The sequence below is a fragment of the Pseudomonas sp. 1121_17 genome (assembly GCF_052850745.1).
This window is the reverse complement of the sequence record NZ_VXCX01000002.1, coordinates 360,402-375,687: the sequence shown is the minus strand read 5'-3', so window position 1 is coordinate 375,687 and position 15,286 is coordinate 360,402. Positions and strand designations below refer to the sequence as shown.

General features: G+C 60.6%; 17 protein-coding genes. 7 read left to right on the top strand and 10 right to left on the bottom strand.

The window, feature by feature from the left end; translation table 11 throughout:
* Window positions 1-2 precede the first annotated feature (2 nt).
* Window positions 3-251: a hypothetical protein gene (locus FW789_RS06585; protein WP_446431182.1), complete on the bottom strand. Its 249-nt coding sequence runs from the start codon at window positions 249-251 to the stop codon at window positions 3-5.
* Window positions 251-2,764, bottom strand: a complete 2,514-nt coding sequence (ligD, locus tag FW789_RS06580; RefSeq protein WP_446431181.1) for a DNA ligase D — start codon at window positions 2,762-2,764, stop codon at window positions 251-253. Before ligD ends, FW789_RS06585 begins: the two co-directional genes overlap by 1 nt.
* A 188-nt stretch (window positions 2,765-2,952) precedes the next feature.
* Between ligD and FW789_RS06575 the strand changes: the two genes are divergently transcribed.
* Window positions 2,953-3,435, top strand: coding sequence for a phosphotransferase system, HPr-related protein (locus tag FW789_RS06575; RefSeq protein WP_181106290.1), 483 nt, complete (start codon window positions 2,953-2,955; stop codon window positions 3,433-3,435).
* The gene (locus tag FW789_RS06570) at window positions 3,432-3,662 is read left to right on the top strand and encodes a metallothionein (RefSeq protein ID WP_103437316.1); all 231 of its coding nucleotides are present in this window, start codon (window positions 3,432-3,434) and stop codon (window positions 3,660-3,662) included. Before FW789_RS06575 ends, FW789_RS06570 begins: the two co-directional genes overlap by 4 nt.
* A gap of 91 nt (window positions 3,663-3,753) precedes the next feature.
* Here FW789_RS06570 and FW789_RS06565 read toward each other — a convergent pair whose 3' ends face one another.
* Genes FW789_RS06565 through FW789_RS06545 form a run of 5 tightly spaced genes read right to left on the bottom strand, consistent with a single transcriptional unit; the run spans window position 3,754 to window position 8,090 of the window.
* Window positions 3,754-4,182, bottom strand: coding sequence for a hypothetical protein (locus FW789_RS06565; protein ID WP_103437315.1), 429 nt, complete (start codon window positions 4,180-4,182; stop codon window positions 3,754-3,756).
* A gap of 50 nt (window positions 4,183-4,232) precedes the next feature.
* A complete protein-coding gene (locus FW789_RS06560; RefSeq protein WP_186698097.1) occupies window positions 4,233-5,192 on the bottom strand; it encodes a lysylphosphatidylglycerol synthase domain-containing protein in 960 nt (319 codons plus the stop codon).
* Entirely contained in the window at window positions 5,192-6,394 is a 1,203-nt protein-coding gene (clsB, locus tag FW789_RS06555; protein WP_446431180.1) for a cardiolipin synthase ClsB, read from the bottom strand. The genes FW789_RS06560 and clsB overlap by 1 nt, the downstream gene beginning before the upstream one ends.
* Window positions 6,391-7,176 carry an endonuclease/exonuclease/phosphatase family protein gene (locus tag FW789_RS06550; protein ID WP_103437312.1) on the bottom strand — a complete coding sequence of 262 codons (786 nt, stop codon included), beginning with the start codon at window positions 7,174-7,176 and terminating at the stop codon, window positions 6,391-6,393. Before FW789_RS06550 ends, clsB begins: the two co-directional genes overlap by 4 nt.
* Window positions 7,173-8,090: a DUF72 domain-containing protein gene (locus FW789_RS06545; protein WP_207074048.1), complete on the bottom strand. Its 918-nt coding sequence runs from the start codon at window positions 8,088-8,090 to the stop codon at window positions 7,173-7,175. Before FW789_RS06545 ends, FW789_RS06550 begins: the two co-directional genes overlap by 4 nt.
* Window positions 8,091-8,276: 186 nt before the next feature.
* Between FW789_RS06545 and FW789_RS06540 the strand changes: the two genes are divergently transcribed.
* The 4 genes from FW789_RS06540 (at window position 8,277) to FW789_RS06525 (ending at window position 11,107) form a co-directional block, all read left to right on the top strand.
* On the top strand, window positions 8,277-8,828 hold the full coding sequence (locus FW789_RS06540; RefSeq protein WP_103437310.1) for an ATP-dependent Clp protease proteolytic subunit: 552 nt from the start codon (window positions 8,277-8,279) through the stop codon (window positions 8,826-8,828).
* Window positions 8,829-8,942: 114 nt separating this feature from the next.
* Complete coding sequence (locus FW789_RS06535) at window positions 8,943-10,163, top strand: zinc-dependent alcohol dehydrogenase (RefSeq protein WP_103437309.1); 1,221 nt, start codon at window positions 8,943-8,945, stop codon at window positions 10,161-10,163.
* Window positions 10,164-10,174: 11 nt separating this feature from the next.
* Window positions 10,175-10,714 carry a hypothetical protein gene (locus FW789_RS06530; RefSeq protein ID WP_103437308.1) on the top strand — a complete coding sequence of 180 codons (540 nt, stop codon included), beginning with the start codon at window positions 10,175-10,177 and terminating at the stop codon, window positions 10,712-10,714.
* 114 nt (window positions 10,715-10,828) lie between these two features.
* Window positions 10,829-11,107 carry a DUF6555 family protein gene (locus FW789_RS06525; RefSeq protein ID WP_103437307.1) on the top strand — a complete coding sequence of 93 codons (279 nt, stop codon included), beginning with the start codon at window positions 10,829-10,831 and terminating at the stop codon, window positions 11,105-11,107.
* 96 nt (window positions 11,108-11,203) lie between these two features.
* Here FW789_RS06525 and FW789_RS06520 read toward each other — a convergent pair whose 3' ends face one another.
* From FW789_RS06520 to FW789_RS06510, 3 genes are all read right to left on the bottom strand, one after another.
* Window positions 11,204-11,371: a hypothetical protein gene (locus tag FW789_RS06520; protein WP_181003859.1), complete on the bottom strand. Its 168-nt coding sequence runs from the start codon at window positions 11,369-11,371 to the stop codon at window positions 11,204-11,206.
* A gap of 153 nt (window positions 11,372-11,524) precedes the next feature.
* Entirely contained in the window at window positions 11,525-12,826 is a 1,302-nt protein-coding gene (locus FW789_RS06515) for an MFS transporter (protein WP_411563125.1), read from the bottom strand.
* A gap of 66 nt (window positions 12,827-12,892) precedes the next feature.
* Entirely contained in the window at window positions 12,893-14,206 is a 1,314-nt protein-coding gene (locus FW789_RS06510) for an L-fuconate dehydratase (RefSeq protein ID WP_150569265.1), read from the bottom strand.
* A 100-nt stretch (window positions 14,207-14,306) separates the two neighbouring features.
* Here FW789_RS06510 and FW789_RS06505 point away from each other — a divergent pair, with 100 nt between their 5' ends.
* Window positions 14,307-15,257, top strand: coding sequence for a LysR family transcriptional regulator (locus FW789_RS06505; protein ID WP_103437304.1), 951 nt, complete (start codon window positions 14,307-14,309; stop codon window positions 15,255-15,257).
* Window positions 15,258-15,286 lie beyond the last annotated feature (29 nt).

Below are 15,286 nucleotides of genomic sequence, written 5' to 3'. Positions count from 1 at the left end.
GGTCAGTGAGTCATTTCGGCCTCCAGGTTTTTCTTCCAGCCGCGCAGGTTCATCGCGCCCAGGCAGAACTGCAGTGCAATCAACGCCCAGGCCTCGATAGACCAGCCCCAGATCACCCACAACAGATTACTGCTGATAAAGCAGCAGAAACCCATCCGCCGCCGATGGGGTCGGCGTGAACCGATGCACCAGGCGGCAATTACGGTAAGCAGCATGGCCGGCCACTGCAGAAGGTCGATCCAGTCCACCATCACTTGAGCCCCATCTTTTTGCGCATGCCAGCGGTAATTGACTGCCGCGTCTTGGCCATATCGGCCCATGGATCTTCAATCTCAGCCAAACGCTCGTGCAGGTTATTGATCGTCCATTGGTTGGCACCCTTGAGCTCGGTCAGCTCCTCACGCCAGATCGGTACCGACACCGGCAGGCCTTCGCGTGCGCGCAGGCTGTAGGCGCAGGCAGTGGTGGCACCTTTGCCATTGCGCAGGTAGTCGATAAAGATCCGCCCGACGCGGTTCTTTGGCCCGGACACGGCGCTCAGGCGCTCGGGGAACAGCTTGGCCAGGTAATTGACCAAAGCATGGCTGAAGTCTTTGACCTCGTCCCATCCGGCGCGGCGGGTCAGCGGCACCACCACGTGGATGCCCTTGCCGCCGCTGGTCTTGAGAAATACTTTGAGGCCAAGCTCATCGAGCAGGGTCAGGGTCAGCTGGGTGGCTTCCAGCATGGCTTTCCAAGGCAGCGCAGGATCAGGATCGAGGTCGAGCACGAAGCGGTCTGGCTTGTCGAAATCCTTGTTGGTGGCGTTCCAGGTGTGCAGCTCGAGCGTGTTCATCTGTACCGCGCCAAGCAAGGTCTCAGGCCTGTTGATGACCATGGCCGCCTGGCCAGCCTCGACCTTGTCGTAGCCAAGCACGCCGGGCAGGTGCAGCTGGCCGGCGTTTTTCTGGAAGAACAGTTCACCTTCCAGACCATCCGGTGCGCGTACCAGTGCCACTGGGCGGTCCTTGAGTTGCGGCATGAGCCAATCGGCGACCGAGGCATAGTACTCGGCGACCTGCCGCTTGGTGGCGCCGCTGCTGGCGTCGATCACCCGGTCGGGGTGAGTTAGGCGCAGTTCACCGAGGTTTTCTTCATCGCTGGATTTGTTAGAGGATTTTTTAGCAACGGCGGTTTTTGGCATTGCACGCTCCAGGTCGATGGCCTTGGCCGGTTTGTCGTCACGCAGACCGTGGAAAACCGCATGGCGCACAATGCCGTCGCGGGTGATCTGTGCGTAGGCAATTTCGGCCAGCAGTTTCGGTTTGAGCCAATGCACGCCACGCGCATCTGCGCCTGTTGGAGGTTTGGCGAGCGCCGGCTTGGCGACTTCGAGAGGTTTCAGGCGTGCATGGATGCTGGCCAACGTCGTGGCAGTAAAGCCGGTGCCCACCTTGCCGGCATAGCGCAGCTCACCGCTGGGCTTGTCGTGCAGGGCCAGCAGCAAGGCGCCAAACCCGCTGCGGCTGCCTTTAGGATCGGTATAGCCGACGATCACGAACTCCTGGCGCAGCTGGCACTTGAGCTTGATCCAGTCATTGCTGCGTCGGCCTGAGTAGACGCTGTCGGCTCGCTTGCCGATCAGCCCTTCAAGTTCCAGCTTGCAGGCACTCTGCAGCAGCGATTCGACCGGCTCGTCGAAGTCGGCCGAGTACTTGAGGCAATCCCGCTCATTGTGCTCAAGCAGCTGGTGCAACGCTTCGCGGCGATCTTGCAGCGGCACCTGACGCAGGTCTTCGCCACCCAGGAACAGCAGGTCGAACAGGTAATAGGTAATCTGCTCGTCGTTCTGCGTATCGAAGGCATTCTGCAATGCCTGAAAGTCTGCAGCGCCCTGTTCGTTGGCCACCACCATTTCACCATCGAGCCAGGCTTGCTTTAGCTTGAGCGTGCGCAGCGCCTCCACCTGGTGGGGCATCTTCGCGCTCCAGTCGTGGCCATTGCGAGTAAACAGGCGCACATCATCGCCGTCGATCCGGGCAAGGATGCGGTAGCCATCGAACTTGACCTCGTAGCGCCAGTCGCCGGCAGGCGCGGCATCGACAAGAGTGGCCAGCTGAGGCTGCAGTTTCTCAGGTAGCTCGGCTTTGGTTTTACTGGCGCTGCGCTTGGCAGCAGGCGTTGCTTTCTTGGCCGTTTTGGCGGGAGACTTTACTGCTTTGCGCGGCACCAGTGTGCGGTCACTGATCACGCTGTCAGGCAGAGCCTCGACGATGCTGTATTCGTCTTCACTACGCGCATCGCCGTCATGCGATTTGACCAGCATCCATTGTTCTTTCTTGCCTACCAGACGAGTACGAAACAGATTCCACACGCCTGAGAGTTTTTCGCCCTGCAGGCGGAAGCGCAGCTTGCCCTTGGCGTAGGCTGCGTGTGCGTCACCTTCGGGCTCCCACACACCACGGTCCCAGACAATCACGTCGCCGGCGCCATAGTGGCCGTCGGGGATATTGCCTTCGAATTCGGCGTAATCCAGCGGATGGTCTTCGACATGTACAGCGAGCCTGCGCACTTTTGGGTCCAGTGAAGGGCCTTTGGGAATTGCCCAGCTTTTCAGGGTGCCGTCCAGTTCCAGGCGGAAATCGTAGTGCAGGTGGCTGGCATCGTGTTTCTGGATGCAGTACTGCAATGCCTGTGGCTTTTTGCTGCGGCGTGGCTTGCCGGCGGGTTCGGGTGTGGCGTTGAAATCGCGTTTGCGTTGATATTCCTGCAGGGGTTCGCTCATCTCGGGCTCCTGTTCAAATCCCAGGCTCTATGAACTTGGGAGGCGAGGGCGGCGCAGGGAGTTCCATCTGTGACGGGCGCGGGGATATCAACGGCTGCGAGGATTTGGTCTGCACCTGATAAACAAATTTGAGTCATCTGCGAACCGGGGTGGTCGACTTTATGAACCCACCTGATGGAGAGCAGCACATGGCTCAGCCTAACGACCCGAAAACCCGCACGCCTGCCGAGATCGACGACATTCAGGATCGGATGGGCAGTGTGCACGAGCTGGACTTCAGCGACCGCGACGATGAGCGCCAGGGCCGGGCCGGCGACGAACGCTCACTGGCTGAAGTCGAACATGACTTCCCGCCAGAGCGTGTGGCCGAGAGCGGCATGACCGGTGGCGAGGCTCTGACCGAGAGCCTGCACGAAGACAACGTGACCTTGGACGACCTGAGCCCAGACACTTTGTTCGATCAGACCGGCGCTCGCGACCCGCACGAGCCAGGTGATGGTGGAGACCCGGCCGACCAGGTCTTGCGTGAAGTAGACGTCGAGGAAATCGGCGGCGGATTTGGCCTCGACGAAGCAGAGCTGGCGCGCTCAGCGCCGCTAGATGGCGAGCCATGGACCGATGAGGTCTCACCTGTAGACGATGAAGCATCCAACCGGAGCCGCGAATCATGACCGAACTACGCTGTGCATGCCTTGACTGCGCTTGCACGATAAACGCCAATACCCTCCTGCAAGACGGCAAGGGCTACTGCTGCGAAGCCTGCGCCAGCGGTCACCGCAATGGCGAGCCTTGCCGCATGGGCGACTGCAAATGCGGCGAGACTGCGCAACCGAATGAAAGCAATGTCGACAACGCCCTTGATGAGACTTTCCCGGCCAGCGATCCCATCTCGCCCTGAGCCGTCCTGAAATCGGCCCCGGTGTGGCTCGAGGCTGCTGCAGGTTGAGCAGCTTCGAGCCAGGCCGGGGCCGACCTGTGTCGGACCACTTCTAGTGGGTCTGCCAGATACCGTTGCTGCGGTCGCAATCCGTGCGCGCCTGGCCCAGGCTTGGCGTGTCGTAGTAGTAAGTGATCACCCGGGCGTCCTTGCCGATCGCTGGCCGCGTGGCGGGTTCATCGCGGCCCATCGACTTGGGATTGGCCAGGGTTTCCTGGGTCAACTGGGCAATACAGCTACCGACACTGCCTTCGGCGCATTTCGCGACCTTGCGCTTGTCGGTGCTGAGCATCTCCTTGCTCTCGTTGCTGCACGACCAGTTGATGGCCTCGGCGGGCATGTTGCTGTAGCTGTAGCAGGTGTGGCCTTCAACAGGCTTGACTGCGTCGCTGGAGGAGCGGGTCACGACGTCGCAGGCCTCAGCCAGCACGTGACTGCTGGCCAGGCATGCACCGAGTAAAAGCAAGGCACGGATACACATGGTTTGTCTCCCGGGCCTTGGCCTTTACGGTCGGCCGCTTTTGTTGATGCTCAGGTTTTGTGCAATTGCGCCTTGTCCTGCTGGCGCAGGGCCTTGGCGCGTTTCTCCAGAATCAGATAAGCGATCACCGCCAGCACCAGCGGTATCAGGTAGTACAGGGTGCGATAACCGAGTAGCCCGGCGACCAGGCTGCCCTGGCTGAGCTGGCCTTGCAGCAGGGCCAGGAACACCGTTTCCAGCACACCGAGCCCGGCCGGGATGTGCGCCACCACGCCCGCTACACAGCTGATCAGCAATACACCGAGAATGGACGGATAGAACACATCACCCGGCAGCAGCCAATAGATCAGCACTGCCATCAGCGCCCAGTTGCTGGCGCCCAAGGCAACCTGACACAGCGCCAGGCGTAGGGAGGGCAGGGTGATCTCGTGCTTGCGGATATGCCAGGTGCGCCGTTTGGCGTAACCGCAGGCCAGCACGTAGCCGACCGATACGGCGATCATCAGGACACCGATGAGTTGCAGCCCGGTGGCACCCACCGACCAGCTCTCAGGCAGCTTGACCAGGCGCATGGCAAACACGCTACCGGCCAGCAGCATGTAGCCCATCCAGTTGGTCAACAGACCCAAGGTGAGGATGCGCGTGATGGTGGCGTTATCCAGGCCCAGACGGCCGTACAGGCGGTAGCGCAGGGCGACCCCGCCGACCCAGGTGGTGAAGTTGAGGTTGAACGCATAGCAGACGAAGGCCACCGGCAGTACCTGCCGGGCAGGCAGCTTGTGGCCGGTGTAGGCGCGCCCGAGCAGATCGTAGCTGGCGAACACCAGATAACTGCAAAGAGCCAGGCCGAGGCCGACGATCAACGTGCCAGGCTTGTAGGCCAGCAGCGACTGACGGACTTCATTCCAGTCGAGGTTGCGCGCCAGGTAATACAGCAATACCGGGATCATCAACATGAACAGCAGGGTGAACAGGCGCTTGCCCCAGGTGAGCCAGGTTTTCCGTTCCATCAGGTATTGCCCTCACGCAGTCCACCTTGGGTACTGACTTCAGGTTGCAGCGATTTCAGCCGTTGCCGATGGGCTGGCAGCACGCCGGCAATCCGCGGGAAGTATCGGGTCAGGTGGAAGCCGGCAAAAATTAATGGCGCTCGCCACCAGTAGCCACGAATCATCCGCTCAAGGGTGACGGTCTTGCAGTGATTGCCGGCCAGTTGGCTGAGGTGCTCGTACAGTTGCTGGTTAAACGCACGATCCTTGATCAGCAGGTTGGCTTCCAGATTGAACGCAAGGCTTAGCGGGTCGAGGTTGCTCGAGCCGACTGTCGACCATTCGTCATCGACCAGGGCAACCTTGCCGTGCAATGGGCGCAGGCAGTATTCGTGAATCTGTACGTTGTCGCGTAGCAGGTAGTTGTAGAGCAGTCGCGACAGCGCGCGCACCCAACGCATGTCTGGTTGCCCTTGCAGAATGAGCGTTACCTCGATGCCACGGCGAGAGGCATTGCGTAGCTCGCGCAGCAGCCTGTAGCCCGGGAAGAAATACGCATTGGCGATGATGATGCGCTTGCGCGCACCGCGTATGGCCTGCAGATACTGCTCTTCGATATCGTTGCGGTGCTTGCGGTTGTCACGCTCGACCAGCACGGCGCGCACCGACCCCGCCGGCTCTGTCACCGGTTTGACCCGCTTGGGTCCGGCCAGCACCGGCTTCATCAGCCTGATACTCGAAGCGTGCACCTGGGCGACCACGGGACCGGTGACTTCCACCGCGTAATCCTGCTTGGCCATCGGCCCGAAGTCGCCCAGGTGATCGGCGCTGTAATTGATCCCGCCAATGAACGCCCGCTCAGCGTCGATCACCACGATCTTGCGGTGCAGGCGATGGAACAGATTGGTACGCAGGCCAGCCACTTTCGGCTGCGGATCGAAGGCGTGGAAGCGCACACCCGCTTCGGTCATCGCTGCGATGAACGCATCCGGCAGCTCGCCGGTGCCGTAGCCGTCAGCCACTAGCTCGACACGCACGCCGCGCTGGGCAGCTTCGATCAGCACCCGCTGCAGCTGCTGGCCAACCTTGTCATCGAAGATGATGAACGTCTCAAGCAGGATTTCCTCCTGCGCTTCGCCCATTGCCTCGAAGACACGGGGGTAAAACTCCTCGCCATTGATCAGCAACTGCACAGTGTTGCCTTCAGTCCAGGATAACGTCATAGGCTGATCTCCGCGGCCAGGGGGGCATGGTCGGACAGATGCGACCATGGGTATTTGGATAGCACCTGCGCCGAGCGCGGCAGGGCATTGCGTAGGTAGATGCGGTCCAGCCGCAGCAGCGGCAGGCGTGCCGGGAAGCTGCGCGCAGGCATGCCGAAGCGGTCGCCAAAGGCCTCGACCAGGTGCTCGCTGAGCACGCTGTCGGCCTTGAGGCGCCAGTCGTTGAAGTCGCCGGCGACGATCACTGGTGCCTTGGCCGGCAAGCTGTCGAGCAATTCCAGCAACAGCTGCACCTGGCGTTGCCGGTGAGCCTCACGCAGGCCCAGATGAACACACACTGCGTGCACCTGATCATGGCCAGGCACCTGCAGGCGGCAGTGGAGCAGGCCGCGCTCTTCATTACCGTCGATCGAGACGTCCAGATTACGGTGCTCGATGATGGGGAATTTGGACAGCAACGCGTTGCCGTGGTCGCCATGGGGGTACACCGCATTGCGCCCGTAGGCGAACTGCGACCACATGCTGTCGGCAAGAAACTCGTATTGCGGCGTGGTTGGCCAGGTCGGATGGCGCTCGGCATGTTGCAGATGAGTGCCATGTACTTCTTGCAAAAACACCAGATCGGCGCCGGTGCTGCGTACCGCTTCGCGCAGCTCGGGCAAGATGAAGCGCCGATTGAAGAAGGTAAAACCTTTGTGCACGTTGATCGTCAGCACGTTAATGCCATGCACGGCAGTAACGCTGCCGACGCTGCAGCGCGCTTCGTGTAGCGGTTGGTTCATAGGTCCACCTGCGGTTCGACGCCAGGCTCGGTGACCAGTTCGCCATCGAGCTTGAGCTTGGATAACAGACGCCGTGCGTCATAAGGGGCATGGACTTTCTGGTCGTTGTCGAAGTAGCAGTAGACGTCGCGCTGGGCGCGCTTGCGCGGTGCGCCGGGCACCACCAGATGGGCGTCTTCCGCCTGGCCACCTTGGCTCCAGGCTTCGATGCGCTGGCGCCAGCGGCGCAGGGCGCGTGCGGTATAGCCGCTGCTGTAGAGCTCGACATCGCCATGCAGGCGCATATAGACAAAATCTGCGGTCACGTCTTCGACATAGGGCCACTTGCCGGCACTGTCGGCGACCACCAGAGCCATGTTGTGTTTGCGAAGCAGTTTGATGAATGCGGCGCAGAGGAAGCTCTCGTGACGGATCTCGATGGCGTGGCGCAAGGGGGCATTACCGGTGATGGCGGTCGCGCCATTGCCGCGCAGGCGTTCGGCGCACTGCTCGGCACAGCGGCAGGCGGCCCGGCGATCGCGAGGGAGCTGCTCGAAGAAAGCCTTGAAGCGTTCTTCATCGAACTTCATCGTGGCCGGGAACTGCCACAGCATCGGACCAAGCTTGTCACCCAGCATCAGTGGACCGGAGGCGAAGAAATTCGCCAACGGCTCTTCGATATCCTTGAGCCGGCGGGTATGAGTGATATAGCGCGGGGCCTTGATCGAGAAGATGAAGTCGTCTGGTGTTTCATCGCGCCATTGCGCATATCGTGCTGGGGTTTGCAGCGCGTAGAAAGAGCCGTTGATTTCAATGCTGTTGACTGCTCGTGACGCAAACGCGAGTTCATCCTTCTGGCGCAGGCCTTCCGGGTAGAAGTCCTTGCGCCAGGGGCCATAACGCCATCCGGATATGCCGATGCGAATGTCGCTCACGGTGGAGTCCTTGTGCAGAATCAGTCTTTAACTGCGACCTCTGCGTGAGCGTCAGGGTTCAGCGTGGGTTGACCAGTGGGCGCCCTATTACGCAGCGCCACCAGCAATTTTGAACTTTGCCTGGCTTGAAGATTCCACCTTGATATATGCACCGGCATCCAAGGCCCACCACCTCAGGAGGCACGCATGGCCCGTCACATCATTCACTTCACCGGCCCGATCACTTCTTCGACCTGCGGTAACCTGATCAACACCTGTTCGCGAGCCCTCAACCAAGGCGCGCAAACACTTCAGTTGAACATCGCCACCATGGGCGGCGACTGCAGTTACGGTTTCACGCTGTACAACTTCCTGCGCTCGTTGCCGGTACTGGTCCATACGCACAATCTCGGCACGGTCGAATCGATGGGCAATATCCTGTTTCTGGCGGGTGAACAGCGCACGGCCTGTCGCATGAGCAAGTTCCTCTTTCACCCATTCCACTGGACGCTGCACGGCTCAGTCGATCACGCACGTATGTCCGAGTACGCCATGAGCCTTGATTACGACTTGCAGTTCTACGCGCAAATAGTCGCAGAGCGCACGGCTGGCGCTGAGCAACCATTGGATACAGAGCACTATTTGCTGGCCAAACCACGCATCTTGAATGCTGAGGAGGCAATTGCGGGCGGCCTGATCCACACTATCGATGAGCTGCCGATCAGTATCGATTCGGTTCAATGGAGCGTTCACGCCTGAAATCTTGCAGGGCGGTATTTGGCGCCGCTGGTCAGTCGCAGCGAATGTTGATGGAGCCGATCCCATTTGGGCCGGCTCGTAACTACTGAGCAGCTGCACTTGGAGGCGACAAATATGCGCGCATTGACCTTTCACGGCGCTGGAGATGTCCGGGTTGATACTGTTGCTGACCCTGGCATTCAAGAGAAGGACGACATTCTGCTGCGAGTAACCGCCACTGCCATCTGTGGCTCCGATCTGCACCTGTATCACGGCAGGATACCTGCGCTCGAAGAGGGCGATATTCTCGGTCATGAGTTCATGGGGATTGTTGAAGAGGTTGGCAGCGAAGTCACCGCGGTTCAGCGTGGAGATCGTGTTGTCATCCCGTTCGTGATTGCCTGTGGCAGCTGCTTCTTTTGCCAAAATGACCTGTTTGCCGCTTGTGAGACGACCAATACCGGACGCGGGGCGATCCTCAATAAGAAGTTGATCCCCTCCGGTGCGGCGTTGTTTGGCTATAGCCACCTGTATGGCGGCATTCCCGGCGGCCAGGCCGAGTATGTACGGGTGCCGAAGGCCAATGTCGGTCCGTTCAAGGTGCCAGGCACGCTGAGCGATGACAAAGTCCTGTTCCTGTCAGACATTCTGCCCACCGCCTGGCAGGCAGTGACCAATGCAGGAGTTGGCCAGGGTTCTTCTCTGGCTATTTATGGGGCAGGTCCGGTAGGACTGCTGAGTGCTGCGTGCGCACGCATGCTCGGGGTCGAGCAGATTTTCATGGTTGATAAGCATGCTTATCGGCTGGACTATGCCAAGCGCGCCTACGGTGTGATTCCGATCGATTTTGATCATGACGACGACCCTGCTGACACCATCATTCGCCAGACCGCAGGCATGCGCGGCGTTGACGCGGCCATTGATGCAGTGGGTTTTGAGGCTAAGGGCAGTACTGCGGAATCGGTACTGACTGCGCTGAAGCTTGAAGGGAGCAACGGCAAGGCGCTGCGCCAGTGCATGGCAGCAGTGCGCCGTGGTGGCGTAGTCAGTGTGCCCGGCGTATATGCCGGCTTCATCCATGGCTTCTTGTTCGGTGATGCATTCGACAAAGGCCTGACCTTCAAGATGGGCCAAACCCACGTACAACGTTTCCTGCCTGAACTGCTCGAACATATCGAAGCAGGACGGCTCAATCCCGAAGCAATCATCACCCATCGCCTCAGCCTGGAAGATGCAGTGCGCGGTTATGAGATGTTCGACGAACAGCAAGAACGCTGCCGCAAGGTCGTATTGACCCCAGGTGTTGCCACAGACCCGGTAACCAATGGGCGGCTTGGACCCGCTGCGAGCAGCTGAGAGGAGTAGTAATGACGGAACGCATCATCACATCGATCACCAGCGAGGATCTTGCTCCGCCGCCGCAGGGGGTAACATTCGAAACCCCCCGCGAGCGGTTGGAGTTCTACCGCCGAGAAATCCAGTTCGAGACCACGATTCTTGCCAACCGCACAGATGCTTATCTGTCGGCACAGTCTTTTCTGGTAATTGCCTATGCGTCCTGCATGGCCAACGGCAATCCCAGCTGGGGCAGGCTTTTTACGCTGGTTGTGCCTGCGTTTTTGGCGTTGCTGGGCATCATCAGCTCACTCAATGCGTGGCCTGGAATTCGCGCCTCGTACGGCATCATCGACCACTGGCATTTCAAGCAAAGTCACCTGTTACACAACGAGCCAAGCATGGGTTTTGCGTACGATGATTGGCCGTTGTTCAGCGAGTCTGAGTCAACCCATCGTGGTTACCGCAAATCGCTGCTGTTTTCGATCCGTACGCCGTGGTTGTTTCTGATTTTCTGGGTCTTGCTGGGTGGATTCGGCCTGCTGCTGCAGCTCGACCCTGCCGGTGCCTGAAGCGCGCGGGGGCGCCGCAAGCCGTTGATGTGCATTGTTCGACAAAAATTTGAATCTTCGCGATCGCACCGGTTCCACTAGTTGTCATCCATGGAGAAGAGGAGGCCCCCTGCGATGCCTACCCCAGAGCTTTATATCGTCGATTACAAGCTGCACGGTGAAACGCGCAGCTTCATCATCCGGCTGGATCGGATGGATAACGCCGAGGCTTGGCACTGGGCTAGTTGTGACGCCGGTATTGGCATTATTCCCAAGTTTGGTCGTGAAAAAATTCGCAAGGTCAGCAGGCCCATGGCCGAACGATACGGGATCAGTGAAGTGAGCTGGAGGCCATCGGGTAGCAAACCTACCTCCAGTGCCGGTGCCAACCAGTCGATGCTGCCTACTGCCTGAACAAGCGGTAGGCAGCAGTTACTGTCGGGCTGTGTGAACAAAGCCGCTCCTGATTGGGAGCGGCTTTGTTTTGTCTGCTGGAAGCCTACGGCCAGGTCAGGCGCCTGATTCAGGATCACTGGCGGGGACGCCAGGGCGCTCGTCCGGGTCAGTCAGGTTAGGGTCAGCATCTGGGTCGTCTGCTTGCCCATCGGGGCGGTCCGGGACCAATTCTGGCCAATCGTCTTCAACACTGCCGCCACCCATCATCAGTTGCTCGCGCATGATCATTCCCTCGGCTGAATGAAAAAAAGGCCTGCCAGCAGGCAGGCCAAGCACAGGAGTGAGGGGTGACGCCGTTGCACCACCCTCAGTAGTTATGAGCGCTGTGGGCAGGTAGCAGTCGTTTGCAAAGGGAGGTTCCCCGACCAATGGCGGTTACGGCTCCTGACCCTGGCGCAAGCGCATGCTGAGCAGCGCAGCCAGAACCAGCATCGAAGCAATGATCCACAAGCCATTGCGGGTGCTGCCGGTTGCTTGCTCGATCAAGCCCATCACCGATGGGCCGACAAAGCCCCCGAGCAAACCGCAAGTCGTGACAAATGCCAGCCCGGCAGCCAGCGCATTGCCGCTCAAGCGACTGGAGGGGAAGACGAAGATGACCGACTGCACCACGAACAGCATCAATGCCGTCAGCGAGAACCCGATCAGGCCAATGAACGAGTTGGCTACTGAAGCCAGCAGCAGCCCGGCGGCCATGGTCAGCAGGCCGAAGAACAGCAGCGTGCGGCAACGGTTTGGTGAAGTGGCCAGGCGTGGCAGGGTTGCCGCGCCAATTGCAGCAGCGATCCACGGCACCGACGTGAGCAGGCCAATCTGCAAGGGCGACAGTGCGCCGTAAGTGCCGATGATCCCGGGCAGGAAAAAGATCACGGTGTAGATGGTGATCTGATGCACAAAGTACACGGCGATCGCCAACCAGATCTGCTTGTCGCGAAACATCTGCGACAGCTTGCTCTGCTGCGGTGCAGCGGCACGTTCAGCCGCCAGCCGGCGCTCGATGTCCTGCGCATCAGCGGGCGATAACCACGGTGCCGAACTCGGCCCATCGGGCAGCTTTTTCCAGACGACATACGCTAGCGCTACGGCGGGCAAGCCTTCAAGCACGAACAACCACTGCCAACCATGCCAGCCGAGCACGCCGTCCATTTCCAGCAAGGCACCGCCCAGCGGCCCGCTGAGGATGTTGGCCAGGCACACGCCGAGCAGGAAATAGCCCGTGGCGCGGGCGCGTTGTTCACGGTCGAACCAGTAGGTCAGGTAGAGCATGACGCCGGGAAACAGTCCCGCCTCGGCGACGCCCAGCAGCAGGCGCATGACGTAGAACGAAGTCTCACCCTCGACGAAAGCCATGCCGGCAGACAGCAGGCCCCAGGTGATCATGATGCGTGTAATCCAGAAGCGCGCGCCGACCCGTTGCATGATCAGGTTGCTCGGCACCTCGGCCAAGGCGTAGGTCAGGAAGAACAGACCCGCGCCCAGCCCATACGCAGCAGCCGACAAGCCGAGGTCAACGCCCATGCTGGCCTTGGCCAGGGCGATGTTGGTGCGGTCGAGAAAACTCATTACATAGACGATGACCAGCAGTGGCATCAGTTTGCGCAGAAGCAGGCTGTTCAGGCGCTGATCAGCCGCAACAGCAGGCGCGGCAGCCGCTGTCGGTTGCGTGAGGATTGTCATTGTTTTTTCCCCGAAAGCTATGAGTAACAGCGCGCAGCGGTGGTGCGTCGCGCTGCGGTAGGTCAATCAACCACGCTGGATGTCCAGCCAGACTGCGCCGTCGGGATACTGGTAACGCTCCAGGGTCTCGGCGTGCATTTCAATGCTGTAGCCCGGGCGCTGCGGCGGCATGTAGCGGCCGCGGCGGATCACCACGGGGTCGATGAAGTGTTCATGCAGATGGTCGACGTACTCCAGCACCCGGTTGTGCAGCGAGGCGGAAACGGCGATGTAGTCGAACAGGGCAATGTTCTGCACATACTCGCACAGGCCGACACCGCCGCCGTGCGGGCACACCGGTACGTCGTACTTGGCAGCCATCAGCAGCACGATCAGTACCTCGTTGAGGCCGCCCAGGCGTGCTGCATCGAGCTGACAGAAGTCCAGCGCGCCGGCCTGGAACATCTGCTTGAACATCACCCGGTTGTGGCAATGCTCGCCGGTGGCGACACCAATCGGCGCGATGCGCTGGCGGATCGTGGCATGGCCAAGGATGTCATCGGGGCTGGTTGGTTCTTCGATCCACAGCGGGGCAAAGGCTGCCAGCCGGCGCATGTTGCTGACGGACTCCTCGACCCCCCAGACCTGATTGGCGTCCATCATCAAGGTTCGCTCCCAGCCGATCTCGTCACGCAGGATGCTGGCGCGGCGAATGTCTTCTTCCAGGTCGGCGCCGATCTTCTGCTTGATATGGGTCCAGCCGTCCTCGACCGCTTCACGTGCCAGGCGGCGCATCTTCTCTTCGCTGTAGCCGAGCCAGCCGGGCGCGGTGGTGTAGCCGGGGTAACCTTCGCGAAGCATCTGCGCCTCGCGTTGGGCCTTGCCCGGCACCTGGCGGCGGAGCAGGGCGATGGCTTCTTCCGGGGTGAGCACGTCGGTGACGTAGCTGAAGTCCAGGCACGCGACCAGTTGCTCGGGGCTCATGTCGGCCAGCAGCTTCCACACTGGCTTGCCTTCATGCTTGGCCCACAAGTCCCACACGGCGTTGACGATGGCGGCAGTGGCCAGGTGGATGACGCCTTTTTCCGGGCCGAGCCAGCGCAGTTGGCTGTCACCCACGGTGAAGCGGTGCCAGAAACCACCCATGTCTGCAGTGATCTCTTCCAGGGTCTGGCCGACGATCAGCGGCGCCAACGACTGCACCGCAGCGGCGCAGATCTCGTTGCCGCGGCCAATGGTGAAGGTCAAGCCATGGCCTTCGAGCTCGCCGGCATCGGTGTGCAGCACGACGTAGGCGGCTGAGTAGTCAGGCGCGCTGTTCATGGCATCGGAGCCGTCCAGTGACAGCGAAGTCGGAAAGCGAATGTCGCGAACGCTCAGATGGGTAATGCGTATGCTCATGGCGGTCTCTTGTTCTGGGTTACCTCTGGAGACCTGACTGTAGGTTGCTGAGCGATACAGGCATAATCGCCAATTCCTAACTATGGATATCAGAATTGATATGCCTCAGACCCCAGCAGACACCTCGCAGGCGCCGCGCAGTCTTGGCCCGCTGAAGATCTCCAGCCGTCAGATAACCCTGCTCAACGCCTTGGGCGAGTTCGGCAACCTGCGCCGCGCTGCTGCGGCCATGCACACCACCCAGCCTGCTGCGAGCCTGCTGCTGCAACAGCTCGAGGAGCGCCTTGAAGTGCGCTTGTTCGAGCGCCTGCCGCGTGGCATGCAGCCAACCCTGTACGGCGAGGTGATGATTCGCTACGCGCAAAGTGCGCTGCACGAGTTCGAGCACGCCCAGGCGCAGATAGCCGAGCTTGCGCGTGGCGCCGCCGGGCTGGTGCGGGTAGGCAGCGTAATGGGGCCGGTGCCGGGCTTGCTGACCAAGGCCGTGCTGGCCTACAAGCGCGACCACCCCAAGGTGCGCATCTCGCTTGAAGTGGGTACCAGCGATACCTTGCTGCCGGCGTTGCTGCGCGGTGACTTCGACCTTGTGGTAGGGCGCTTGCCGGATCAGAGCGACAGCCAGGACCTCAACATCGAGTTGTTCGAAGGCGGTGAACAGATGCGCGTGATCGCCCGCGCTGGCCACCCAATGGCTGCAGCGAGCACATTGCAGCTGGCTGATCTGGTCGCGTTGACGTGGATCCTGCACCCGATCGGCAGCCCGATGCGGCGGCGGGTCGAGAGTGCGCTGCAGGCCGGGGGGATGGTGCAATCGCTGGACATCGTCGAGACTGCCTCGATTCTGGCGACCACCGCCATGCTGGAGGCTTCCGACATGATCGCCGTGGTGCCAAACGATGTCGCCGCGCATTACGCCCAGTACGGGATGGTCGCGATCCTGCCGGTGGAGCTGCCGATCAGCCTGGCCAACCTGGGTTTGCTGACGCTGCGTTCACGGCCGCGCTCGGTGGCACTGGAAACGTTGCTGCAGTACCTGCGAGCCCCACAATAGCCATGTTTGTCTACCTGCCTGAGGCCGTT